Annotated in this window: 18 protein-coding genes; 7 read left to right on the top strand and 11 right to left on the bottom strand. The window is 59.5% G+C overall.

The annotated features are described in order from the left end of the window. Window position 1: 1 nt before the first annotated feature. Both ACR0LX_RS13575 and ACR0LX_RS13570 read right to left on the bottom strand, forming a co-directional pair. Complete coding sequence (locus ACR0LX_RS13575; RefSeq protein ID WP_480784176.1) at window positions 2-895, bottom strand: sugar phosphate isomerase/epimerase family protein; 894 nt, start codon at window positions 893-895, stop codon at window positions 2-4. Between the two features lie 12 nt (window positions 896-907). After that, window positions 908-2023, bottom strand: a complete 1116-nt coding sequence (locus tag ACR0LX_RS13570; RefSeq protein WP_480784175.1) for a Gfo/Idh/MocA family protein — start codon at window positions 2021-2023, stop codon at window positions 908-910. A gap of 122 nt (window positions 2024-2145) precedes the next feature. Between ACR0LX_RS13570 and iolD the strand changes: the two genes are divergently transcribed. From iolD to ACR0LX_RS13545, 5 genes are all read left to right on the top strand, one after another. Next, window positions 2146-4017: a 3D-(3,5/4)-trihydroxycyclohexane-1,2-dione acylhydrolase (decyclizing) gene (gene iolD, locus ACR0LX_RS13565; RefSeq protein WP_480784174.1), complete on the top strand. Its 1872-nt coding sequence runs from the start codon at window positions 2146-2148 to the stop codon at window positions 4015-4017. Next, window positions 4017-4997, top strand: coding sequence for a 5-dehydro-2-deoxygluconokinase (gene iolC / locus ACR0LX_RS13560; protein WP_480784173.1), 981 nt, complete (start codon window positions 4017-4019; stop codon window positions 4995-4997). The genes iolD and iolC overlap by 1 nt, the downstream gene beginning before the upstream one ends. An 11-nt stretch (window positions 4998-5008) precedes the next feature. Then, the gene (locus tag ACR0LX_RS13555) at window positions 5009-5848 is read left to right on the top strand and encodes a 5-deoxy-glucuronate isomerase (protein ID WP_480784172.1); all 840 of its coding nucleotides are present in this window, start codon (window positions 5009-5011) and stop codon (window positions 5846-5848) included. Continuing rightward, window positions 5845-6684, top strand: a complete 840-nt coding sequence (locus tag ACR0LX_RS13550) for a class II fructose-bisphosphate aldolase (protein WP_480784171.1) — start codon at window positions 5845-5847, stop codon at window positions 6682-6684. The genes ACR0LX_RS13555 and ACR0LX_RS13550 overlap by 4 nt, the downstream gene beginning before the upstream one ends. 192 nt (window positions 6685-6876) lie before the next feature. Further along, entirely contained in the window at window positions 6877-7749 is an 873-nt protein-coding gene (locus tag ACR0LX_RS13545) for a glycosyltransferase family 2 protein (protein ID WP_480784170.1), read from the top strand. Between the two features lie 574 nt (window positions 7750-8323). On the opposite strand, the gene ACR0LX_RS13540 is transcribed toward ACR0LX_RS13545, so the two are convergent. Genes ACR0LX_RS13540 through ACR0LX_RS13525 form a run of 4 tightly spaced genes read right to left on the bottom strand, consistent with a single transcriptional unit; the run spans window position 8324 to window position 15916 of the window. Continuing rightward, window positions 8324-9640 (bottom strand): aspartate aminotransferase family protein, encoded by a 1317-nt coding sequence (locus tag ACR0LX_RS13540; RefSeq protein WP_480784169.1) that lies wholly within the window; start codon window positions 9638-9640, stop codon window positions 8324-8326. Next, window positions 9637-12015, bottom strand: a complete 2379-nt coding sequence (locus ACR0LX_RS13535) for a GcvT family protein (RefSeq protein ID WP_480784168.1) — start codon at window positions 12013-12015, stop codon at window positions 9637-9639. The genes ACR0LX_RS13540 and ACR0LX_RS13535 overlap by 4 nt, the downstream gene beginning before the upstream one ends. Next, window positions 12012-14387 carry a GcvT family protein gene (locus ACR0LX_RS13530; RefSeq protein WP_480784167.1) on the bottom strand — a complete coding sequence of 792 codons (2376 nt, stop codon included), beginning with the start codon at window positions 14385-14387 and terminating at the stop codon, window positions 12012-12014. The genes ACR0LX_RS13535 and ACR0LX_RS13530 overlap by 4 nt, the downstream gene beginning before the upstream one ends. Beyond that, a complete protein-coding gene (locus ACR0LX_RS13525; RefSeq protein ID WP_480784166.1) occupies window positions 14387-15916 on the bottom strand; it encodes a trimethylamine methyltransferase family protein in 1530 nt (509 codons plus the stop codon). The genes ACR0LX_RS13530 and ACR0LX_RS13525 overlap by 1 nt, the downstream gene beginning before the upstream one ends. Window positions 15917-15985: 69 nt before the next feature. On the opposite strand from ACR0LX_RS13525, the gene ACR0LX_RS13520 reads away from it, so the two are divergent. Next, window positions 15986-16960: a LysR family transcriptional regulator gene (locus tag ACR0LX_RS13520; RefSeq protein WP_480784165.1), complete on the top strand. Its 975-nt coding sequence runs from the start codon at window positions 15986-15988 to the stop codon at window positions 16958-16960. An 81-nt stretch (window positions 16961-17041) separates the two neighbouring features. On the opposite strand, the gene tuf is transcribed toward ACR0LX_RS13520, so the two are convergent. Genes tuf through rpsL form a run of 4 tightly spaced genes read right to left on the bottom strand, consistent with a single transcriptional unit; the run spans window position 17042 to window position 21271 of the window. Beyond that, window positions 17042-18217, bottom strand: coding sequence for an elongation factor Tu (tuf, locus tag ACR0LX_RS13515; RefSeq protein WP_480575288.1), 1176 nt, complete (start codon window positions 18215-18217; stop codon window positions 17042-17044). 60 nt (window positions 18218-18277) lie between these two features. Beyond that, window positions 18278-20395, bottom strand: coding sequence for an elongation factor G (fusA, locus tag ACR0LX_RS13510; protein WP_480784164.1), 2118 nt, complete (start codon window positions 20393-20395; stop codon window positions 18278-18280). Between the two features lie 18 nt (window positions 20396-20413). Then, window positions 20414-20884 carry a 30S ribosomal protein S7 gene (gene rpsG / locus ACR0LX_RS13505; protein ID WP_170446863.1) on the bottom strand — a complete coding sequence of 157 codons (471 nt, stop codon included), beginning with the start codon at window positions 20882-20884 and terminating at the stop codon, window positions 20414-20416. 15 nt (window positions 20885-20899) lie between these two features. Further along, a complete protein-coding gene (gene rpsL / locus ACR0LX_RS13500; protein ID WP_005621086.1) occupies window positions 20900-21271 on the bottom strand; it encodes a 30S ribosomal protein S12 in 372 nt (123 codons plus the stop codon). A 396-nt stretch (window positions 21272-21667) separates the two neighbouring features. Here rpsL and ACR0LX_RS13495 point away from each other — a divergent pair, with 396 nt between their 5' ends. Beyond that, window positions 21668-22474 (top strand): putative rhamnosyl transferase, encoded by an 807-nt coding sequence (locus ACR0LX_RS13495; RefSeq protein ID WP_480784163.1) that lies wholly within the window; start codon window positions 21668-21670, stop codon window positions 22472-22474. Here ACR0LX_RS13495 and ACR0LX_RS13490 read toward each other — a convergent pair. Continuing rightward, on the bottom strand, window positions 22459-23328 hold the full coding sequence (locus tag ACR0LX_RS13490) for a DMT family transporter (RefSeq protein ID WP_480784162.1): 870 nt from the start codon (window positions 23326-23328) through the stop codon (window positions 22459-22461). The genes ACR0LX_RS13495 and ACR0LX_RS13490 overlap by 16 nt on opposite strands. Window positions 23329-23800: the final 472 nt, after the last annotated feature.

Genomic DNA, 23800 nt, shown 5'->3' with positions numbered 1-23800 from the left:
CTTAGTTGAAACCGATGGATTCAAGGTATTCACGGTTCGCACGCGCGTCGTCCATTGGCCTGACATCCAATGTCGGATCACAATCCTGCTCGACCGTGCACCACCCTTTGAAACCTGCATCCAGAAGGACCTGACGCACATCGGGAAACTCTACGTCCCCCTGCCCGAGATTGCAGAAGATCCCCTGCCCGCAGGCATCGTAGAACCCGGTGCCCTTCTCGATCACATCGGCCTTTACTGCCGGGTCGATATCCTTGAAGTGCATATACGAGATTCGATCAATGTTGCGTTTCATGAAGCCGACCGGATCGAAGCCGGCATAGGAATGATGCCCGGTATCGAAACAGATCTTCAGAATGCCGTCATCGACCTCATTCAACAAGCGGTCCAGTTCCGGCTCGAAGTCCATGAACCCGGCGGCATGTGCGTGGATGCCAACGGTCAAACCGTATTCCTCGGCCCCCATTTTGGCGACATGGGCAATCCGGTCCCGGTAAGTCTCCCATTCCTGCTTGTCCATCTGCTCTGCCGCATCCGCCCGACCCGCGGTTGGCGCGCGACGGGGCGAAATCGAGTCGATCAGAACCAGGTGCTGCGCGCCATGCGCGGTCAGGGCCTTGCAGGTTCGGACTGAACCATCAAGCACGTCATCCCACTGATCCGCATCGTGAAAGGCGCGGAACACCACGCCGCCGATCAGTTCCAGATCATGTTCCGCCAAGGCGTCTGACAGAATCGCGGGATCTTCGGGCATGAAGCCGACCGGCCCCAGTTCGATGCCCTTATAGCCAGCGTCCGCGCATTCTTTCAGAACGGTACGCCATTGCGGATTGCGGGGGTCATTGGCAAATTCAACGCCCCAAGAACACGGCGCATTGCCGATTCGGATCGTCATATCCGGGTCCTTTCAACCTTGTGGTACAGACAGCCAGCGGCCCGTTTCAGCCGAGGCAAAAGCGGTGTCAATGACGCGCGAAACAGCCAATCCATCACGGAAAGTCGGCCATACCGGCGTATTCGTTGCGATGGCGTGCAGAAAATCGCGCGCCTCGATGATGATCTGATCCTGATACCCGGTCCCGTGCCCGGGACCCTGGCAGAATGGCAGGTAGTCCGGGTGTTCGGGGCCTGTCAGAATCTTGGTGAATCCCCGCGTCGCATCCGGTCCTTCGGCCTTGTAGAGCCAGACGGCATTCTGATCTTCCTGATCAAACCGGATCGCACCTTTGGTGCCGTGAATTTCGTAGGCATAACCCATCTTACGCCCGGTGGCCGTCCGGCTGAAATGCAGATGCCCGGATGCACCGCTTTCAAAGCGCACCATCATCTGCCCCTGATCGTCATTATCGACAGATACCGGCCCATCGCTGCCCGGTCGGGTTGCGTGTATCGTTTCGATCTGGGCCGAAAGCGCCTCGATCGGACCCATCAGCGCCATTGCGCAATTGACCATATGCGGCGCGAGATCTCCCATCGTGCCATTCGCACGGCCCGAGGTGCGCCAGTTCGCGGCCAACTGGGGATCGGCCAGAAAATCCTCGGTATGTTCGCCGCGAAACCAGGTGACATCCCCGATAACACCATCCGTCAAAAGCTTTCGAACAAGCTGCGTCGCAGGGGTGCGGACATAGTTGAACCCGATCATGTTGGTCAGACCCGCAGCCTCGGCAGCGTCAACCATTGCCTCGCCATCTTCCAGAGAAGCGCCCAGAGGTTTTTCGCAAAAGACCGGCTTGCCCTTGGCAAAGGCAGCCTCTGCAATGGCGCGGTGGGTGTTCTGCGGCGACGCAATAACGATGGCCTCAACAGCCGGATCGGCCACAACCTGCTGCCAGTCATCGGCGGCGCGGGCGAATCCATAGGCTTTGCGGTAACGCTCTGCCGATTGGGGGCTGGATGCAGCGATCATCTCGAGCCGCGGTCGCAGCTCTGTGTTGAACACCGCACCAACGGCGGCCATGGCGACGGCATGGGCCTTGCCCATATAGCCACCACCGATCAATCCGATCCCGATTTCAGTCATGACGCGCCCTCCCTTCATCACCCTGTTGCAACCGGTTGCAAAAGTCGTATCCTGTGCGCGGGCGCTTCGCAACTGCCAATCGACAGCACCACGTCTCAAATTCGGCGCATCAAGGAGGTGGCATGACCACGTCAGGTAAAACAGTCCGGCTGACGACAGCTCAGGCGATCGTGCGGTATCTGGTCAATCAGTTCATTGAGATAGATGGCGTAGAAACCCGTATATTCGGCGGTGGTTTCGGCATTTTCGGTCACGGCAACGTCCCCTGTTTGGGCGAGGCGCTGTTTCCGGTTCAGGACATCCTGCCGCTTTATCGCGGGCAGAACGAACAGAGCATGGGATTCGCCGCCGCGGCCTATGCCAAGTACCACCTGCGCCGCCGAATCATGTTCTGCACTGCCAGCGCCGGACCCGGTACCGCGAATCTGCTGACCGCCTCGGCGTTGGCCCATGCCAACCGTCTGCCGATGCTTATGCTCTGCGGCGACACCTTTCTGACCCGCCTGCCTGATCCGGTCCTGCAACAGCTGGAGCATTTCGGGAACCCGACGCTGGGCGTGAACGACGCGTTCAAACCCGTGACCCGGTTCTGGGACCGCATCACCCATCCGGCGCAGGTCATTCAGTCCCTGCCTGCGGCGCTGGCCACAATGCTGGACCCCGCCGATTGTGGCCCCGCCTTTCTGGGCCTGCCGCAGGACGTACAGGGCTGGACTTATGATTATCCGGAAGAATTCTTTGCCCGCCGCGTTCACCGTATTCGGCGTCAGGCACCGGATGTTGCCGAAATCGCCGATGCGGCCGCGCTGCTGCGCAACGCCGAACGCCCAATGATCATTGCGGGCGGCGGGGTGCAATATTCCGGCGCGGTCGCGGAACTGACCACATTTGCCGAAACACACGGCATCCCGGTTGTCGAAACCATCGCCGGGCGCGCCAACATGCTGTCGGACCACGCCCTGAACATCGGCCCGATCGGCGTCACCGGTTCGGACAGCGCAAACGCGATTGCAGAACGCGCCGACGTCGTTCTGGCAGTTGGCACAAGGTTGCAGGATTTCACCACCGGATCGTGGACCGCCTTTGCCAAAGACGCGAAATTCATCGGCATGAACGTGGGACGGCATGATGCGATCAAGCACCTGTCGCATCCGGTTGTTGGTGACGCGAAACTGGCGCTCAGCGCTCTGCAATCCAACATGGGCAGCTATCGCGCCCCGGAAAGCTGGACCGCGCAAGCGCAGGCCGAGCGTAAGGCATGGGACGCCTATGTCGAAGAAAACACCTCCTACGGGAACTGGCCCAATTCCTATGCGCAGGCCATCGGTGTCGTGAACGCCCTGTGCGACCCGCGCGACCGGGTCGTTGCCGCGGCGGGCGGATTGCCCGCCGAGGTCACCGCCAACTGGCGCACGCTGGATATCGGAACTGTGGATGTCGAGTTCGGCTTTTCCTGCATGGGATACGAAATCGCAGGCGGCTGGGGCGCGCGCATCGCGCAAGCCGAGGGCGAAGCGGATCAGGACACCATCGTCTTTACCGGCGATGGCAGCTATCTGCTGATGAACTCGGATATCTATTCCTCGGTGCTTTCGCAGAAGAAACTGATCATTCTGGTGCTCGACAATGGCGGCTTTGCGGTGATCAACAAGCTGCAGAACAACACCGGGAACGAAAGCTTCAACAACCTGATCAAGGATTGCCCGACTATCCCCGAGGCTTTTGCCGTTGATTTTGCCCAGCACGCGGCCTCGATGGGCGCGAATACTGAAACAGTCGCCAATCCGGCGGAACTGGGTGAGGCGTTTAAGCGCGCCAAAGCCTCGGACAAGACCAGCGTCATCGTCATGAAAGTTGACCCGTATGACGGGTGGACAACGCAAGGCCATACCTGGTGGGAGGTCGGCACGCCTGAAGTATCGGAAAACCCAAATGTCCGCGAAAAGCACGCCGAGATCGAAGCCGAGCGCGCCAAGCAAAGGCAGGGTGTGTGATGGCTGATCTTTCGCGATTGTCGGGCAAGAATTTTGTCATCATCGGGCGGGCAGGCATGGACCTCTATCCCGATCCGCCGGGTACCAAAACCGAAGAGGCGACGCAGTTCTTTTCGTGTCTTGGCGGTTCGTCGGCCAATATCGGGGTCGCCCTGACCAAATTGGGTGCAAAGGCCGATCTGGTCACCTGCGTTGCGGATGACGCCATCGGACGGTTTGCCCTGAACGAGTTGGACAAATACGGGATAGGGCGCGCCCATGTGCGGTCGGTCGGGGGCGAGGCCCGGAATTCACTGGCGGTTGTGGAAACCCGGATCGAAGACCACCAGTCGGTGATCTATCGCAACGGCGCGGCTGACTTTGAGATGACCGAAGCGGATGTGGCCACAGTGGACTACAGCGCCTATTCGGCGCTGATCACCACGGGCACCGTGCTGGCTGCCGAGCCCTCTCGCAGCGCTGCATTTCACGCCTTTGACCTCGCAAAACAGGCCGATCTGCCACTGATCTTCGACGTCGATTACCGACCCTATTCATGGCCCTCGGCACAGGTCGCGGCGGATGTCTATTCCCGCGCCGGGGCCATGTGCGATGTGATCGTCGGCAACGATGTCGAGTTCGGCTTCATGGCCGGTGACTATGATCGCGGACTCGACAAGGCGCGCGAACTTGTCGCCGATGGTGCCGCCATCGCGGTCTACAAAATGGGCGAGAAGGGCGCGATCACGATCACGGCTGAAGGCGAGATCGAAACCGGGATTTACAGAACCGAAGCCCTGAAACCTACCGGTGCAGGCGACAGCTTCATGGGCGGGTTTGTCTCGGGTCTGTCCGATGGTCTTTCGGTGCGCGACGCCGTTTTGCAAGGCTCGGCCAATGCCGCAATGGTTGTTGCCCGCGTCGGCTGTGCCCCGGCGATGCCCACACGCGACGAGCTTGACCAATTCCTCGCTCAACATGCTGGCCCGAACGCGGCCTGAAAGGATACCCCATGCATATAGCCCCCTTCGACAACCAGCAGGCCCCTATCGTTGACGTCGATGACGCACATGTTCCGCTGGTCTATTTCAACATCGTCAAACTGAACGCCGGCGAGCATTTCGACTATCGTGTCGCGGGGTATGAAACCTGCGTTGTTCCCGCGACGGGCACGGTCACCGTGGAGACGGCGGGTGAAACCTTTGCCGATATTGGCAACCGGGGTGCCGATGTCTGGGATGGCGAACCCGAAGGGGTTTATGTTCCCACCGACACCGGCGCGCGGATCACCGCGCGAACTGATACCGAGGTGTTCATCGCCGGGGCAAAGTTCGCCGAAACGCTCAAACCCTTCGCTGTGCGACAGGCCGAGTTGGACCTTGTCCAATACGGCTCTGACGACACCAAAACCCATCGCAAGATCAAGCACATCCTTGGCGCGGCGCATCATGATCGCGTTGGACGTCTGTTGGTTAGCGAGCTTTTCACTGTCGGTGCTGGCGGATGGTCCGGCTTTCCCAGTCACAAACACGACACGGACCGTTTACCCGAAGAAAGCCGTCACGACGAATGCTACAACTTCCGGTTCAAGCCGAACTACGGCTCGGGGCTGCAGATGCTTCAACGGGTCGATAACGAGCCGGGGGATGCCTATCACATCGTCGATGGTTCAACGATCCTGATCGACAAGGGCTATCACCCCTGCTGCGTTCTGCCGGGATATGAAATGTACTATTTCACGATCCTAGGCGGGCAAAGCCAGCGCAGTCTGAAACAGTATTTCCAGCCCACTCATGCCGAGCAATTGCACACCATCCCCGGCATCATGGACATGGTGGCCAAGTTCAAATGACATTGGCGACACTTTCTGAGGTTCTTCGGCCCGCGTTGGCCGGAGGCTATGCCGTTCCAGGATTGGTTTGTCTGGGTTGGGAGGACATGCGCGCCTTTGCGATGGCTGCACAGGCTGAACGCGCACCGGTTATCCTACAGGCCGGTCCGTCCTGCCGGGCGCATACGCCGCTGCCAGTTCTGGGGGCGATGTTCCGCAACTTGGCCGCAGCGGTCGACGTGCCGGTAGTCGCGCATCTGGATCACGGCTACACGCTGGACGAATGCCGCGAGGCGCGGGATGCGGGCTTTACCTCACTCATGTATGACGGGTCGCAAAAGCCCCTACAGCAGAATATCGAGGAAACCGCCACCGTCGCGCAGATCGCGGCCGAGGCAGGTATCTCCTGCGAAGGTGAGATCGGCTTTGTTGGCTATTCCGGAGGTAAAGCGTCCGCTGGCACCGATCCGGACGAGGCCGCCAAATTTGCCCGCGAAAGCGGAGTCGATGCGATGGCCATATCGGTCGGCAACGTGCACCTGCAACAAAACAAGGAAGGTGGTCTGGACGTAGACCGCATCCGCGCCATCGAGGCAAAGACGGACATCCCGCTGGTCATCCATGGTGGGTCAGGCGTGCCGCTGACCCAGCGCGGCGAATTGTCGGCTCATTCGAAGATCTGCAAGTTGAATATCGGTACCGAACTGCGCATGGCCTTTGGGGCGGCGCTCAGACAAGCAGTCTTGGCCGATCCAGATCGTTTTGATCGCGTGACGATCCTGAAGGACACCCATGACCCGGTCGAAGCCGCTGCCCGCACCGTGATTCAGGGTTTGGGAGCCTCGGGACGCGCCTAGGGTCAGCCGCCCGGCGCACCGGCTTGAAAAGTCAATCGCAGCCCAATAGGGTCCAGTCGAGCCGCGCTGCCAAGGCATGGCGCGACACGGATATGTTTTCCCGACCCACTGTGCAGAAAAGACCGCTCAATGCCCCTGACCGCCGAACAACGGGTCCGTTGTAAATCAAAAATTGAACCGTGGCGTACCACCATGACGAAAGAACCAGTCTCGGGAAATCCGACTGTGATCTTTTCAATCCCCCTGATCTCGCGCGACAGGGCGCGAAACTGGGCGCAGGTCTGTGCCAATCTCGACCGCACGATCGACACCCTGCGCAGACAGACCAATCCAAACTGGAAAGCCATCATCTGCTGCCAATCCCAACCCGACGGGATCGACTTCGACGATCGGGTTCTATTCTTGCCATTCCACGAACATGTCGAAGGCAACGACAACCACCAAAAACGCAGGGCGATCACGCAGCACTGCAATGAAACGCAATCAGGTGACATCTATCTTTTCAAACTGGATGCGGATGATTTTGTCCATCCAGCGCTTGTAGGGCACATGATCGATACACGTGCGCCCGAAGGATATCTGCTTGATCGTGGTTATATGTTCGACACCACCTCGCACAGGATCGCGCCGCTGAACCGCGCATCAAAAGAAGCGATACGTGCGCAGGAAGGCCCGTTGGGGATGGCGCTGATTCCCAGACGCGTAAACGACCTGTTTCGCCGGATTACGGGCCGGAATCTGGCCAAATTCCCGCCCCGCCTGTCCAAAATGCGCGACTTCGGGTCGACCTGCGGCTCCTGTGTCGCGTGGCGATACCATTGCGGCGAGAACAGCGTGAACATCGCCATGCCCGAGGTCAATCACACTCTTATCCTTTCCGCCAATCAGGAAGAATTGATGTGCCTGAGCCCCGTACCTTTCAACGCCATGGTCTACGTGGTTGGTCATGGTGAGAATATTCAGGAAACAAAAGGGCGTATGCCTCACAAAATCAGATACATAGACGAATTCTCGTTACCCGAGCGCGAGGCGCAGCACGTGCTTGCCGAATTTGGCCTTGCATAACCAAGCCGCTTCTATTGCAAACCGCTAAACGCGCACGCAGGACCAAAGTCTGCCGCGCACGCAACTCATTGCACCCAAAGTCAGTTGTATTATGGGGTCAATCCTACCTACGCCGCTAAGTACGGCAAATTGGTCGACGCCTGTCGACACGATTTTTTTCAGGCGCTACGGGAAAGCCCCAATTACGTGATGTGATGAGATTCGCTATCTTGGCTCTAACGGAACATTTTCTCAGGTCCGTGTACCCCCTTGAGAGAGAGGGGCTGGCTAAGACCCCCTCGTCCAGCCCCTCGCACCACCTTTCACTCTCGATCATTTGTGAGACAGTGGATTTCTCCCCTGCTGCCAGCGCTCGGCAGCCGCCAATAGTGTAGCACAAAAACCCCCCAAAATCTCCCCGCTAAAAATGGGGGGTAAGCGCATGAAATGGTGAAACGATCACGGAAGAATTGTATCCCGTGGTGTGGCGCTCCCCTCAGCCCATGGATAACTCTGACAGGGGGGCTGATCCGGATCCGCGCCAGATTCCTTACTGCCCTAACGCCACCAGGCCCGAGCCGAGGCGATTCGTCCGCTATGTACCCGAAGCGTCCTGAAGCGCCCGATCCAGACCCGTTGCGACCTGATCGACATCTTCAAGCGTCAGACACAAGGGTGGCACCATGCGCAGACAGGACTGGAACGGTCCGGATTTCGACAGGATGATCCCTTGCGCTCGGCAGGATTCGAACACCTCGGTGGTTGTATCCTTGTCCGGTGTCTTGGCGTCGCGGTCGCTGACGAACTCGATGGCCAGCATCAGACCCTTGCCGCGCACATCGCCGATGGCTTCGTATTTGTCTTTCAGATCATGCAAACGCTCCAACAGCGCGGCGCCGACGGTGCTCGCATTCTGTTGCAGCCCCTCGTCCCGCATCACGGCCAAAACGACGCGGGCTGCTGCGGCTGAGGTCGGGTTTGCGCCATAGGTATGGAACATGAACTTTTCGGCCATGGGCTCGGCAATATGTTTTCTGGCGACCACGGCGCCGATTGGAAAGCCATTCCCCAACCCTTTGGCCATGACCACGATGTCGGGCACAACGCCGTCTGCCTCGAACCCCCAGAAATGGGCACCGGTGCGGCCAAACCCAGATTGCACTTCGTCCGCGATATAGAGACCACCTGCTGCGCGAACACGGTCCGCAGCACCGGACATATAGCCGGGCGGCATTTCGATGATGCCGCCATAGCCCTGAACGCTTTCGACGAACATTCCGGCGACCTTGCCGGACGTTGCCGAGGCAATCGTGCGGTCAATTTCGTCGAGATAGGGCTGGGTGCCGGTGCCAAATATCCCGCGATACTGGTTCGGTTCGGCGACGAAGGCGACATTCCCGGGCATACCCGGATGACGCCAGCCCGATATGCCGGTGATCGACTGCGCCGCAGCTGTTGGACCGTGATAGGCCGTGCGCAGAGCCAGCAAATCCTGATTACCGGTATAGGTGCGCGCCATGGTCATGGCGAGGTCAACCGCTTCGGACCCCGAATTGGTCAGGTGCACCACCCAGTCATGACCTTTTGGCATCGTCGCCGCCAACTCTTCAGCCAGATGGGCGGGCGTCGGATGGTAGAACATCGTCGTGCAATGGGTCAGCTCCTGCGCCTGCGCCATCGCGGCTTCGACCACACGCGGGTGCGAATGCCCGACCGAGATGCAGACATTCATACCCAACAAATCCGTGTATTGCTGCCCGTCGCTGTCCCACAGATATTGCCCCCGGCCCTTTTGGAACACGATCGGCTCTTTGAACGGGGTAAACCGGGTCAGCGAGGCGGCATAAAACTGGTCTCGACGCGCAGCGGTGCTGTCAAAGTTCCAATCGGTGTGCAGAGGATGCTCGGTCATGTGGAGTCTCCGGGTTTCATACGCGTGTTGGCGGGGTCGAATGGTGGCTCTGGCAGGATGGTCGCGCGGCGCATCTCGCCCAGTATTGATACGGCCAGCGGGTCGCGCGCCTTAGGGTCGCGCAGATAGGCCCAAGCCAACACCTTGCCGGTCCGATGACCATAAGCCCCAGAGGTGACGATCCCGACAGCTTTGTGCGATTTCCACACCGTATGGGCATAGAACGGGTCGACCTCGCCGGCATCGATCTCGAGAAGAACCATGTCCCACGCATTTTCACGGGCAAGGCCTGATCGCAGTTCGGGACGGACAAAGGCGGTCAACCCAGCCTCTAACGGGCTGCGTTCGGTGGTCAGGTCGCTGCCCCATCCACGATAGGCTTTTTCCAGCCGCATCGAATTGGCAGCATAGGCCCCATAGTAGCCGAGCCCAAACGGGCGCGCGCAATCTTCCAAAAACCTGAACAGTTGGGCAGCGTCGCGTGCCGGTACATGCAACTCCCACCCAGCCTCACCGATATATGAGACGCGCAGCGCACGGACGGCAGTACCGGCAATTTCCGCGTCGCGGGTCGTTAGCCAACCCATGTCAGACAGGCTGGGCAATACCTCGGGTGCTTTCGGGCCCATCACACCAATGACCGCATAGTCCTCGGTGACATTCGCAATCTCAACGTCAAAACCCGCCGCACATCGACGTAGCAGGTCGAGGTCAATCTCCTCGGCCGCAGCGGCGGAATTCATGTAGGCCCGCTCGGGCGACAGACGGGTAACAGTGAATTCCGACAAAACCCCACCCGCTGGCGTCAAAGCGTGGGTCAAACCAACCCGGCCCGGCCCCGGTGCGCGGTTCGCGCCAAGGTTTTCGAGAAACGCGGTGACATCCGGGCCGGTCACCTCGAATTTTGAAAACACCGACAGATCGGCCAGAGCGACACGGTTTGTCGCCGCATCGACTTCGGCTGCGACACGGTCGAACCAGTTGGCACGGCGAAAGGTTTCATCCGCCGTTGTGTCCGGGCCGTCCGCAAACCAGTTGGGCCGTTCCCAGCCGTGCGCGGCACCCATGACCGCGCCCCGTTCGATCATCAGATCATGCAGCGGGGACAAGCGCAGGCCGCGCCCGGCGGGGCGTTCTTCGTGCGGGTAATGCACACCGAATTGCAGACCGAAACATTCGATAGCTTTTTCGACGCGATAGTCACGATCCGCCCAAGCACCAAAGCGTCGGCTATCGACTGCCAGCGCGTCCATCGGTGGCGCGCCATGGGTCATCCAATGGGCCAGAAACCAGCCCGCGCCCCCGCCTTCCATCACGCCCATCGAGGACCCGGTCAAAAGCCAGGCGTTTTCCAACCCATGCGCCGGACCAATCAGCGGGTTCGCATCAGGAGTGAAGGTGATCGGACCGTTGATCACGGATTTTACTCCACCGGTTTCCAGCGCTGGGATACGCTCCATGGCGGCCATGATGATATGTTCGACCCGGTCCAGATCGGGCGGCATTAGATCGGCCCCAAACTCGGGCGGCACACCATCGACAGACCAGACCTGTGCTTCCTTTTCGTAGGGACCCAGGATCAACCCATCGCGTTCCTGCCGTACGTACCAGCTCTCTTCCGGGTCGCGGATGATGGGCAGTTCCGGCAGACCTTGGGCTATGCGCTCATTCACCGCGCCAACCGTGTCCGTCACCAGATATTGGTGCAGCACCGGGACCGAAGGGATGTTCAGCCCCATCATCTTCCCAATCTCCCATCCCCATGTCCCGGCTGCGTTCACGATGTGCGTGGTCGTCACTTCACCTTTCGGCGTCTGGACCACCCAGTGCGCGCCATCGCGGCGGAGGCCCACGACCGGGCAGTTGCGCCAGACCTGCGCGCCGTACCGGCGGGCGACTTCGGCCATCGCCTGAGTTGCAAGTGTGGGATCCACATGGCCGTCGTCAGGCTCGTAGATGCCGCCAATCAACCCGTCGAGCCGGGCCAGCGGATGCAACTCGGCAATGCGTTGGGGTGTCAGGATCTCCAGCGGGTAGCCGGTGAATTCAGACAGCCCGGCCACATGACGGAATTCGTCCATCCGGTCCGGGTTGCGCGTGATCCGCATGGCGCCTGAACGATGAAAGCCACAATCCCGACCGGTCTCTTCCGGCAGAATGTCCCGATAGAGGCGCACCGACGTTGCGCGGAGTTCCTGAATGGTCGGGTTATGGGCGAAATGCGTGCACAATCCGGCGGCGTGCCAGGTCGAGCCATGGGTCAGGTCGTTCTTTTCCACCAAAAGAACGTCGGACCATCCCGCCTTGATCAGGTGATACATCAGCGACACGCCCATGGCGCCGCCGCCGATGATGACGACCTGCACTTGCGTCATTCGCGCATCCTTTCGTTCTTGGGGTCATAGGGCGCACGGCGCAGCGGATGTGCCGCAAAATCCTGCCCGGCAACGCGGATTGTGAATTTTCGTTCGCAGGTTTCGTCCAGGGTCTCACCCAACCGGGTCGAGACAAGTGCAAAACACAAGTTCAGCCCGGTGCGCGGGCCGCGCGCGCCCGAGGTAGTGTAACCGATGTGCGTCTCGCCCTCGAAAACCGGCTCATCATGCAACAGCAGCGGGTCGCCTTCGACTTGCAACAGGATCAGGCGTTGTTTGACGCCGTGGTCCCGTTGTCTGGCAAGGGCGTCTTTGCCGACAAATTCCTTGCTCCAGTCGATGGTAAAGCCAAGCCCGGCCTCGATCGGGGTAGTCATTGGGCCGATATCGTGCCCCCAGTGCCGGAACCCCTTTTCGATGCGGCACCCATCCAGTGCAAAGTGACCCAGCGCGCGCGCTCCGGTTGCACAGAGCTTTGCGAAAACCTCGGGTGCGACCGCGTTGGGGATTGTCAGTTCCCAACCATATTCGCCAACAAAGCTGATGCGCGTGGCGCGAATGTCGTTTTGGCCCTGTGTCAGAGTTTGAACACGCCCTAAAGGAACAGCGGACCAAGACGTCGCCGGGAACGCCCTGGACAGCGTGCTTGCTGCATCAGCCCCCATAACGCCTACGGTACAATAGTCTCCGGTCACATCCTCAAGGTGCAAGGTTCCGGGCAAATGGCGGCGCAAATACGCCAGATCACGGGCCCGCGTGGCCGCCCCGGACGTGAGGTGAAAGTGCTGCGGACCAAGCCGGGAAATGGTAACGTCCATCTCGATCCCGGCGTCAGGGTTCAGTACTTGCGTGTAGATGGCGCGCCCGACAGGGATATCCAGCTGTGCCGTGCAAATCCGGTTCAACGCGGCGCAGGCCCCCTCCCCGCGAATATCGATCTTGGTAAATGGGCTCAGGTCAATCAGGGCCGTGCCATCGGCCATAACCGCTGCCTCGGCCTGCGCATTCGGCCACCACCCCTGAGCAGCCACCGAATAGGCATGTACGTCGCCGTACCAAAGGCCCCTCTCCCACCCGGCGGTCTGGCCGAATTGCGCGCCCAGCTTTGCCCACTGTCCATGCAGCGCCGAGGTTCGCAAACCCCGCCCTGCGCCGGGCTGTTTATACGGCCAATGCAATGCAAAGAGGTCGGCTACGGCCTCGTTCATGCGCGCAGCCATGTGGCGGGGTGCGGCGGTTGCAGGATCAACACGGGCCACATCGACCTCCCACATGTCCATCGGCGGCGTGCCGTCCAGCATCCAATCCGCCAGCGCACGGCCGATCCCGGCCGACGACATAATGCCAACGGAATTCATCCCTGCCGCTACAAAAAGCCCGTCGACAACCGTCTCTCCGACCAGCGGGCGTGTGTCTGCAGTAAAGCTTTCGGGGCCATTCATAAAATGCTGGATGCCAACTGTCTCGAGCGCGGGGCAAAGCGCCAGCGCCGCCTCCATAAAGGGGGCGAACTGGTCCCAATCCTCTGCCATCTCAAGAAAGGCGCGATTGCCTTCGGGGCCATAGGGGTCCCAGCATTTTGCGTTGGGCTCGAACCCGCCAATGACCAGCTTGCCTGCATCCCCCTTGATATAGATACCCCGATCCAGGTCACGGATGACGGGAAACGGGTCAGGCAAGTCGGGAATTGGTTCAGTGACCACATACATATGCCCGACGGCCTGCAAGGGCAGCGCGACACCTGCGGTCGCCGCCAGTTCGCGCGACCACGCACCGGTTGCGATGACAACCTGATCGGCCTCGATCACCGTGCCATCGGCAAGCGACACGCCGTTAACATGGTTGCCCCGGGTCAGGATGCGCTCGACCTGAACGCCTTCCCTTAGGGTCACGCCACGATCCCGCGCCGCGCGCGCGTAAGCCATGCACAGATCAACAGGATTGACGTTGGCATCTTCGGGCACATGCAACGCACCGACATGCGAGCTTAGATCCAGCATGGATACAGGAACATCCCCGGCGGCGATGACCTTGGGCGTCAGGCCCTGCGTTGCGCCCAGATCCGCAATGCGATGCAACTCGTCCAGGCGCGCGACCTCTCGTGCCAGCCAATATCCGCCGGTGCGCCTGTACCCGGTGGACATGCCCGTTTCCGTCTCAAGCTGCGGAAAGACCTCTAGCGCGGCTGAGGCAAGGCGGGTCATATTCGGCGTCGCCCTGAGTGGCCCGACGATGCCAGCCGCATGCCACGAGGTGCCCGAAGTCAGCTGATTGCGCTCCAGCAAAGTCACATCGTCTGCGCCGCGCTTGGCAAGGTGGTAGGCTACGCTCAGCCCGATGGCACCGCCGCCGATGATCAGAATTCGCGCCATCAGAAATAGTCCTGATCCGGCTTTTCGGATTTGCGTTGCGCGATGTAGTCCTGAAGGGCTGCATCAATGTCGGGGTCAAGGCCGGGGTCCTGATAATCCGCCAGTTGCTGTTTCCAGATCGCCTGCGCCCTTTGGGCCGCGTCCTGCGCTCCGCCCGCGTGCCATTGCTCGAACGAGTTGTCATCTGGGGTCCAGGGCCGGAACAGCGCAGACATGAAGTTGGCCTGTGTATGCTCTGACCCAAGAAAGTGTTGCCCCGGACCGGTGCTTGCAATCGCCTCCATGGCCTGCGCATTCTCGCTCATGTCGATGCCATCGAAGAACCGGCCCACCTTGCCGCACAGATCGTGGTCGATGATGGTTTTTTCGAACGAGGTCACCAGACCGCCCTCAAGCCATCCGGTGGCGTGGTTGATCAGATTGGCCCCCGCGAACATGGACATCAGCAAACCCCATGCCGCCTCTTGCTGGCTTTGCGCATCCGGCAGTTTCGACGCGCTGAGCGTACCGACCGTATGCAGCGGCACCCCCAATCTGCGGGCCAGTTGTCCCGCCGCCAGAACCATCAAACCGGCCTCGGGTGTGCCGAAGGTCGGCGCGCCGGATTTCATCGACATGGTCGAGGCGAAACTGCCCATCAGACAGGGTGCCCCGGGGTTGACCAATTGCGTCAAGGTCATCGCCGCCATGGTTTCGGCCAGAACCTGCGCCAAGGTGCCTGCGACCGTGGCCGGTGACATGGCTCCGGTCAGAACCCAGGGCGTGCAGGCAACCGGTTGACCTGCCCGCGCATAGGTCTTGAGCGCGCCGGACATGTGGCTGTCCATCACTAAGGGCGCGTTGGTGTTGGACACGCAATACAGCACCGGATTGCTGGCCACGAACTCGGCACCAAATAGGATACGCGCCATATCGATGGCATGCCCCGCGCGTTCGGCACCGATGAAGGCCCCCATAAAAGCGCGGTCCGAATGGCGGATATGGGCATACAACATGTCCAGATGCCGTTTGTTCGCGGGCAGGTCGACCGGTTCGCACACCACTCCGCCCGAATGGTGCAACCACGGCAACGTATGGTGCAGCTTTACCAGATCCGTGAAATCGGCGTAGGACGCGTACCGCCGCCCACGATCCAGATCATGAACAAACGGCGGTCCCCAGGCCGGACACAAGACTGAAGCATCTCCGCCAAGCTGCACGTTATTCGCCGGATTACGCGCGTGCTGGGTGAACTGCGCCGGGGCGGTCGCTGTAATCGTCTTTCGGCAGAACCCGGGAGCAAAGCGGATACGGGTGCCGTCCACATTGCATCCCGCGCGCGCAAAGATGTCGAGTATCTCCGGGTCGTCAGGAAACTCCATCCCCGTCTCGGCTAGGATGGTGTCTGCATTTGCCTCGATCTGCTCGAGCCCGGCCTGGCTGAGTACGTTGAAGGTGGACAGTTTGCGCAGGATGAACGGCGCCCGAGGCTCGCTGGCGATGCGATCCGCAACGCCTTTGCGTCGCCTCTGGGTACGGGTCCGTGTCATGGGCAAAGTCTTGCAACGGGACTTGACGCACACCAAGAAAATTCGATTAGTATAATTGAAAATTATACTATGGATCATCCCGTGCTCGACAGCCGAACCCTGTCCCCCGGTCTCATTCGCTCGTTAGAGGTCTTTGTCGCGGTCGCAGAGACCGGTCAAATGCGGTCCGGTGCAAAAATGCTAAACATCTCGCAACCCGCAGCGTCCCAGCATATCGCGTCACTTGAAAAAGCCTTTGGCGCTGTGCTTCTCGATCGCGGGTCGCGTCCGGCAAAGCTGACCTATGCTGGCGCGCGATTGCATGGAAAAGCGCAAAAGATTCTTGATGCCCTGTCGGATATGGAGACCGAACTTCGCCATGTGGGACAGAAATCCCTGTCGCTGCTGCGGGTCGGCATTCAGGCCTCGGTCGCGACGACACTGACGCCACCCTTGATCGAACTGGCGCAGACCAAATTTGGGGTCGAAGACATCACCTTGCATGCCGGGCAAAGCGGAAATCACGAACACCTGCTGCGCACCAAACAGGCGGATCTCGCCATCACGTCGAACCCGTTTCTCGACATGGATGGTCTAGAACGTCACCACATCCTGACCGAAAAATACCTGCTGGTCCTGCCGCTGGGTTTCGATGGCCCCACCACCAGCTTCGACGCAATTCAGGAGCGGCTGCCGCTTGTCCGATTTGGCGATACGACAAATGCAGGGCGCCAGATTGCCCAGCATCTGCGCCGCCTCAGGTTCGAACCGGAAAAGGTCATTCAGGCTGATCGGTCCAGCATGGTGACATCTTGCGTGGCGGCGGGGCAAGGGTTCAGCCTGTTAACGCCAACCCTGCTGATCGACGGCTTGGTCGAGAACATGCACCTCGAATTGACGCAATTGCCGATTGCCGGGCTTTCCAGAACCCTGACCGTTGTGGCGCGCGAGGGTGAGTTGCAGGGCCTGCCCAAAAGCGTGGCCCGTCTGGCCAAAGGCACCCTGTACAATCGCATAGAAGCTTTCGTGGGGCCTGTTGGTTCGGCCAGTGTCGATCTTCTCTGATCCGCAACAGCCAAGACGCCATGCAACAAAAAAGGGCACCCGTTGGGGTGCCCATTCCATTCGATCATTCGCGGGTGCGAATTATTCGATGATTTTCGACACAACGCCGGCGCCGACGGTGCGGCCGCCTTCGCGGATCGCGAAGCGCAGGCCGTTTTCCATCGCGATCGGTGCGATCAGCTCAACGCCGAACGACACGTTGTCGCCGGGCATGACCATCTCGGTACCTTCGGCCAGGGTCACGGTGCCGGTCACGTCCGTCGTACGGAAGTAGAACTGCGGGCGATAATTGGCGAAGAACGGGGTGTGACGACCGCCTTCTTCCTTGGTCAGGATATAGGCTTCGGCTTCGAACTTGGTGTGCGGGGTCACCGAACCCGGCTTACACAGAACCTGGCCACGCTCAACGCCGTCACGATCCACACCACGCAGCAGGGCGCCGATGTTGTCGCCTGCTTCACCGCGGTCCAGCAGCTTGCGGAACATCTCAACACCGGTACAGGTGGTTTTGCTGGTGTCGCGGATGCCGACGATTTCGATCTCGTCGCCAACGTTGATCACGCCACGCTCGACACGGCCGGTCACAACGGTACCACGGCCCGAGATCGAGAACACGTCTTCGATCGGCATCAGGAACGGCTGGTCAACAGCGCGCTCAGGGGTGTCGATGTAGTCATCAACAGCCGCCATCAGTTCCTTGATCTTCTCTTCGCCGATTTCCGGGTTGTTGCCTTCCATCGCGGCCAGAGCCGATCCTGCGATGATCGGAATATCGTCGCCGGGGTATTCGTAGCTGGACAGCAGTTCGCGAACTTCCATCTCAACCAGTTCCAGCAGCTCTTCGTCGTCAACCTGATCCACTTTGTTCAGGAACACGACCATCTTCGGGATGCCAACCTGGCGGCCCAGCAGGATGTGCTCACGCGTCTGCGGCATCGGGCCGTCAGCGGCGTTCACAACCAGGATCGCGCCGTCCATCTGAGCGGCACCGGTGATCATGTTCTTGACGTAGTCGGCGTGGCCGGGGCAGTCAACGTGCGCGTAGTGGCGGTTATCGGTCTCGTATTCCACGTGGGCGGTCGAGATGGTGATGCCGCGCGCTTTCTCTTCCGGCGCACCGTCAATCTGGTCATACGCTTTGAAGTCACCAAAATACTTGGTGATTGCTGCGGTCAGCGTCGTCTTGCCGTGGTCAACGTGGCCAATCGTGCCGATGTTGACGTGCGGTTTTGTACGCTCAAACTTTTCCTTTGCCATGATGGCCTCCTTTGTCGGTAATGAAGGGAGCCCGCTAATCGAGCTCCCTCAAATCTTCGCTTATGCGTATTTCGCCTGGATCTCGTCGGAGATGTTCTGCGGAACCGGATCGTAGTGGTCGAACTGCATGGTGAACTGGGCACGGCCCGACGACATCGAACGCAGGGTGTTGATGTAGCCGAACATGTTCGCCAGCGGAACGAACGCGTCGATTGCGATCGCGTTGCCGCGCGGTTCCTGACCAGACACCTGGCCACGACGCGAGGTCAGGTCGCCGATGATACCGCCGGTGTATTCTTCCGGGGTGATCACTTCGACCTTCATGATCGGTTCCAGCAGCTTCGCGCCAGCTTTGCGCATGCCTTCACGCATACACATACGGGCCGCGATTTCGAACGCAAGAACGCTCGAGTCAACGTCGTGGAACTTACCGTCCAGCAGGGCAACCTTGAAGTCGATCACAGGGAAGCCAGCCAGCGGGCCACTATCCATGACCGAGTTGATGCCTTTTTCAACACCCGGGATGTATTCCTTCGGAACGGCACCACCAACGATGCGGCTTTCGAACGAATAACCCTCGCCCGGCTCGGTCGGCTGGATTTCCAGCTTAACTTCACCGAACTGACCCGAACCACCCGACTGTTTCTTGTGGGTGTAGGTGTGCTCGACCGGCATCGAGATGGTTTCACGATAAGCCACCTGCGGTGCACCGATGTTCGCTTCAACCTTGAACTCGCGCTTCAGACGGTCAACCAGGATGTCCAGGTGAAGTTCGCCCATGCCCTTCATGATGGTCTGACCCGATTCCAGGTCGGTTTCCACGCGGAAGGACGGGTCTTCGGCGGCCAGACGGGCCAGACCCTGGGACATTTTCTCTTGGTCGCCCTTGGTTTTGGGCTCAACCGCGATCTCGATCACCGGATCAGGGAAGGTCATGGTTTCCAGAACCACCGGATCCTTCGCGTCACACAGGGTGTCACCGGTGGTGGTGTCTTTCAGACCCGCCAGCGCGATGATGTCGCCTGCAAACGCTTCTTCGATCTCTTCCCGGTTGTTCGAGTGCATCATCATCATACGACCGATGCGCTCTTTCTTACCTTTGGTCGAGTTCAGGATCGAGTCACCCTTGTTCATGGTGCCCGAGTAGATCCGGGTGAAGGTCAGCGAGCCAACAAAGGGGTCGTTCATGATTTTGAACGCCAGACCCGAGAAGGCCATGTCGTCGTCTGCACGACGGGCGATATCACGAACTTCTTCCTCGTCGCCGGGTTTGAAGCCCATGTAATCAACAACGTCCAGCGGGCTGGGCAGATAGTCGATCACAGCGTTGAGCAGCGGCTGAACGCCTTTGTTCTTGAACGCCGAACCACCCAGAACCGGAACAAACGCGATTTCCAGAGTACCTTTGCGCAGCAGGGCGCGCAGGGTCGGAACGTCGGGCTCATTGCCTTCCAGGTATTCCATCATCGCGTCGTCGTCCATTTCGACGGCCGCTTCGATCATCTTGCCGCGCCATTCGTCAGCCATGTCTTTCAGGCTGTCGCGGATCGGAGCTTTGATCCAGCTTGCGCCCAGATCTTCGCCCTGCCAAAGCCACTCTTCCATGGTGACCAGGTCGATCAGACCTTCCAGCTCGGACTCGGCGCCGATCGGAATGCCAACCGGAACAGCGCGTGCGCCGGTGCGGTCTTCGATCATGTTGACGCAGTTGAAGAAGTCAGCGCCGATCTTGTCCATCTTGTTGACGAAAACCATACGCGGAACCTTGTAGCGGTCAGCCTGACGCCACACGGTTTCGGTCTGAGGCTCAACACCGGCGTTTGCGTCCAGAACGCAGACGGCACCGTCGAGAACCGCCAGCGAGCGTTCAACTTCGATGGTGAAGTCAACGTGGCCTGGGGTGTCGATGATGTTCAGGCGGTGCTTGGGTGTATCGGCGGTCTGACCGTCTTCGGTGCGTTCCCAGAAGGTGGTGGTCGCAGCCGAAGTGATGGTGATGCCGCGTTCCTGCTCCTGCTCCATCCAGTCCATGGTGGCTGCACCATCGTGCACCTCACCGATGTTGTGGGATTTACCAGTGTAATACAGGATACGCTCCGAGCAGGTGGTCTTACCTGCATCGATGTGCGCCATGATACCGAAGTTACGGTATAGTTCGAGAGGATATTCGCGTGACATGTGTCTAAGCCTCTGGGATTACCAACGATAATGGCTGAAGGCTTTGTTCGCCTCGGCCATCTTGTGGGTGTCTTCGCGTTTCTTGACGGCAGTACCGCGGGACTGAACGGCGTCCAGCAGCTCGCCTGCAAGGCGCTCTTCCATGGTGTTTTCGTTGCGGCCACGGGCGGCGGTGATCAGCCAGCGGATGGCCAAAGCTTCGCGGCGCTCGGGGCGGACTTCGACCGGAACCTGATAGGTTGCACCACCAACCCGGCGCGAGCGAACCTCGACCGACGGTTTGATGTTGTCGAGCGCTTCGTGGAACACTTCGACAGGGGCGCGCTTGATCTTGGTCTCAACGCGGTCAAACGCGTTGTAAACGATGCGCTCTGCGACCGACTTCTTGCCGTCGATCATCAGGTTGTTCATGAATTTGGTCAGTACCTTGTCGCCAAATTTGGCGTCAGGCAGGACTTCGCGTTTTTCGGCGGCGTGACGACGTGACATATCAGCCTCTCCTTCTTACTTGGGACGCTTCGCGCCGTATTTCGAACGGCGTTGCTTACGGTCTTTGACGCCCTGAGTATCCAGAACACCGCGCAGGATGTGGTAACGCACACCGGGAAGGTCTTTCACACGGCCGCCACGGATCAGAACAACCGAGTGTTCCTGCAGGTTGTGGCTTTCACCGGGGATGTACGAGATGACCTCGAACCCGTTGGTCAGGCGCACTTTGGCAACCTTACGCATAGCCGAGTTCGGCTTTTTCGGTGTGGTGGTATACACACGAGTGCAGACGCCGCGTTTCTGCGGGCACTGCTCCAGGTGCATGGACTTCGAGCGTTTTACTTTGGGCTGCCGCGGCTTGCGGATCAGCTGTTGAATAGTTGGCATTCCGGTTTCTTCCCCGTTTTGCAACACACATGACATGCACGCGGTTGCGTGCGGTTAAACTTCGCTGCGCTCATGCGTCCACAAGCGCAAAACCCACGAGCGTTCCCATTCCGAGGTGAACGTCGCGGTTGGTTATCAGAGGGCGCGAACTGCAAAATTGTCCGGGCCTTGACCAGTTCATTACTGGAATCGGTTTTGGGGCGGCCCCCGGCACCGAGATGACGCGCGTATAGGGGGAGTCGGCCCAAGTGTCAACAGCACAGCCCCATATGTGCTCTGCCGGCCGAATTACGCTGTGTTATCAGCCCTCGCACGTCATTTCCAGGGTTTGCGCGCGTTGCGGCCCATCCCTCACGCGGGCATAGTCTGCGGAACACGAAACGCAACGGATGCACCATGCAAGTCATCGGCCTGTGCCGCTTTTCCTACCCAGCCATCGGAGGCTTTCAGGTCGAGCACGACACGATCGAGGATCGCCGCCGCTACCTCTATGAGACCGAACGGCTGGAGGAACGTTTCCGGCTTTTTGAAACCATCACGCTGCCCGGTTTGCGCGCGCAAACGGACGGTGCTTTCGATTTCGTCATCGTAATCGGGGATTGCCTGCCGAAAGACGCGAAGGACCGGTTGAACGATCTGATCGCAGGAATGCCTCAGGTTCGGATCACGACCCAAGCGCCGGGTGAACACCGCGCGGTGATGAAGTCCGTTCTGAACAAGGCCCGCCACGATCACGCCCGCCCCTGCCTGCAATTTCGACTGGACGATGACGACGGCGTTGCGGTGGATTTTGTTGAAAGGCTGCGAACGGCTGTGGACGATTGCGCAGGGCTGACCAACGCAAACGAGACGGTCGCGATTGACTTCAACCACGGCTATCTGGCCGAGATCAAGGCCGGTGATGTCAGCGCGGCACCTCTATTCCGACCTCTGATCACCGCTGGGTTGGGCATGTATGTGAATGCCGGATGTGACCTGACGATCATGAACTTCGCGCACCAGCGGATGGGGCGGTTCATGCCGGTTGTCACCTACCCGGACGCACCTTTGTGGGTACGTACGCTGAACGGTTTCAACGACTCGCCCAAAGCCCGCAAAGGAAAGCAGACGCTCAAGGCACTGACCCGCGACCAGAGGGCCGTATTTGCCGAACAGTTTGGGATTGACGCCGAAGCGATCCGCCAGATCTATTCCGACGTTTGAACCGCCCGCTCGCGGAAAAGCGTGAATAGCCCGGCACCAACGACCAGCGCCGCGCCTGTCATCGTAACCGAATCCGGCCAGTCGCCGAATACAAGCCACCCCAGCGCCAGCGCCCAGATCAGACTGGAGTATCGGAACGGAGCGACAAAGCCGACCTCTCCTACGCGCATAACCATGACACTGAACACATAGCCCATCAGCACGAACACGGCGGCGGAACCCAACATCAGGCCAGACATCGCCGGGACCGGCACCCAACCTTCGGACACAGATGCCACAGCAGCGGTCACGGTGATCGAAAAGGATGTGGCCAGCGTCACGACCATGGATGGCACCTCGGGCGACATGCGGCGGGTGATCAGATCGCGGACCGTGACTGAAACAACCGCAACCAGGGCGTAGATCGCAAATATGCTGAACCCGTCCGGACCGGGCCTGACGATCAGCAACATACCCGCGAACCCCATTCCGATCGCCAGTATTCGGCGCCAACCGATGTGTTCACCAAAAAACAAGGCTGCGCCCAGCGTCACCGTCAAGGGCAGCACCTGCAGCACAGCGGTGACATTCGCCAAAGGCATATGCATCAGCGCGGTCAGGAAAAAGAAAGTTGCAGACAGTTCAGCCAGACATCGCCACGCGATCAACCACTTGTCATGACGCGAAAAATTTAGATGAAGCGCACCCAGATGCCGGGCCAGAAGGTAAATCAGGCAAGTGGCCAACGCCCCACGCATGGCTACCAATTGAAACAGGGGCATATTCTGACCGACAATTTTGACAAGCGCATCATTGACGGTAAATGCCGCCATGCTCCCCATCATCAAGAATGCCCCGCGCATATTAGGTGTCATAACCCACCTGCACAGACTTAAACCAACATCATGCCATTGGCCCGAAAGCCGTGCGGTTTGTCAATGAAGCAAAAGGCCGATCGTCGGACAACCCGCCTTGGTCGCCGTCAGACACCAACCCGACTCAAGTTCAAATGTTTCGTGGTGGGCCCATCGCAGGCATCGTTTTGGGGATGCCGAAAATGGGCATTCGCCGTAACAAAGCTAAGGCTTACCGAAGCGTCGTCGGCTCAAACGGCGGGGGCTGGAAACCCAACTGGCGGTACGCGGTTGATAAAGACAGCAACGAGAAAGGACCGAAGTTGCTCGGAAATCAACATAGACAAAACAATAGGCACGCGGGAATTGGCATCCGGTCATCAAATCAGTGGCTGCTCAGCCGAGAGGCTGTGTGGAAACGCACCGGATCTAGTCTTTTTCTGAGCTTGTGAGTTTTGTTGCGGTTGTTTCGCTGGATTTTTCATTTTCGTGT

It is taken from the genome of Ruegeria sp. CH11 (assembly GCF_056537105.1).
This window is presented reverse-complemented; position numbering and strand designations above follow the sequence as displayed.

Bases quoted from the DNA above. Each gene is read 5' to 3' on its own strand.
- ACR0LX_RS13575 (WP_480784176.1), bottom strand. From the start codon at position 895: ATGACGATCCGAATCGGCAATGCGCCGTGTTCTTGGGGCGTTGAATTT.
- ACR0LX_RS13570 (WP_480784175.1), bottom strand. From the start codon at position 2,023: ATGACTGAAATCGGGATCGGATTGATCGGTGGTGGCTATATGGGCAAG.
- iolD (WP_480784174.1), top strand. From the start codon at position 2,146: ATGACCACGTCAGGTAAAACAGTCCGGCTGACGACAGCTCAGGCGATC.
- iolC (WP_480784173.1), top strand. From the start codon at position 4,017: ATGGCTGATCTTTCGCGATTGTCGGGCAAGAATTTTGTCATCATCGGG.
- ACR0LX_RS13555 (WP_480784172.1), top strand. From the start codon at position 5,009: ATGCATATAGCCCCCTTCGACAACCAGCAGGCCCCTATCGTTGACGTC.
- ACR0LX_RS13550 (WP_480784171.1), top strand. From the start codon at position 5,845: ATGACATTGGCGACACTTTCTGAGGTTCTTCGGCCCGCGTTGGCCGGA.
- ACR0LX_RS13545 (WP_480784170.1), top strand. From the start codon at position 6,877: ATGACGAAAGAACCAGTCTCGGGAAATCCGACTGTGATCTTTTCAATC.
- ACR0LX_RS13540 (WP_480784169.1), bottom strand. From the start codon at position 9,640: ATGACCGAGCATCCTCTGCACACCGATTGGAACTTTGACAGCACCGCT.
- ACR0LX_RS13535 (WP_480784168.1), bottom strand. From the start codon at position 12,015: ATGACGCAAGTGCAGGTCGTCATCATCGGCGGCGGCGCCATGGGCGTG.
- ACR0LX_RS13530 (WP_480784167.1), bottom strand. From the start codon at position 14,387: ATGGCGCGAATTCTGATCATCGGCGGCGGTGCCATCGGGCTGAGCGTA.
- ACR0LX_RS13525 (WP_480784166.1), bottom strand. From the start codon at position 15,916: ATGACACGGACCCGTACCCAGAGGCGACGCAAAGGCGTTGCGGATCGC.
- ACR0LX_RS13520 (WP_480784165.1), top strand. From the start codon at position 15,986: ATGGATCATCCCGTGCTCGACAGCCGAACCCTGTCCCCCGGTCTCATT.
- tuf (WP_480575288.1), bottom strand. From the start codon at position 18,217: ATGGCAAAGGAAAAGTTTGAGCGTACAAAACCGCACGTCAACATCGGC.
- fusA (WP_480784164.1), bottom strand. From the start codon at position 20,395: ATGTCACGCGAATATCCTCTCGAACTATACCGTAACTTCGGTATCATG.
- rpsG (WP_170446863.1), bottom strand. From the start codon at position 20,884: ATGTCACGTCGTCACGCCGCCGAAAAACGCGAAGTCCTGCCTGACGCC.
- rpsL (WP_005621086.1), bottom strand. From the start codon at position 21,271: ATGCCAACTATTCAACAGCTGATCCGCAAGCCGCGGCAGCCCAAAGTA.
- ACR0LX_RS13495 (WP_480784163.1), top strand. From the start codon at position 21,668: ATGCAAGTCATCGGCCTGTGCCGCTTTTCCTACCCAGCCATCGGAGGC.
- ACR0LX_RS13490 (WP_480784162.1), bottom strand. From the start codon at position 23,328: ATGACACCTAATATGCGCGGGGCATTCTTGATGATGGGGAGCATGGCG.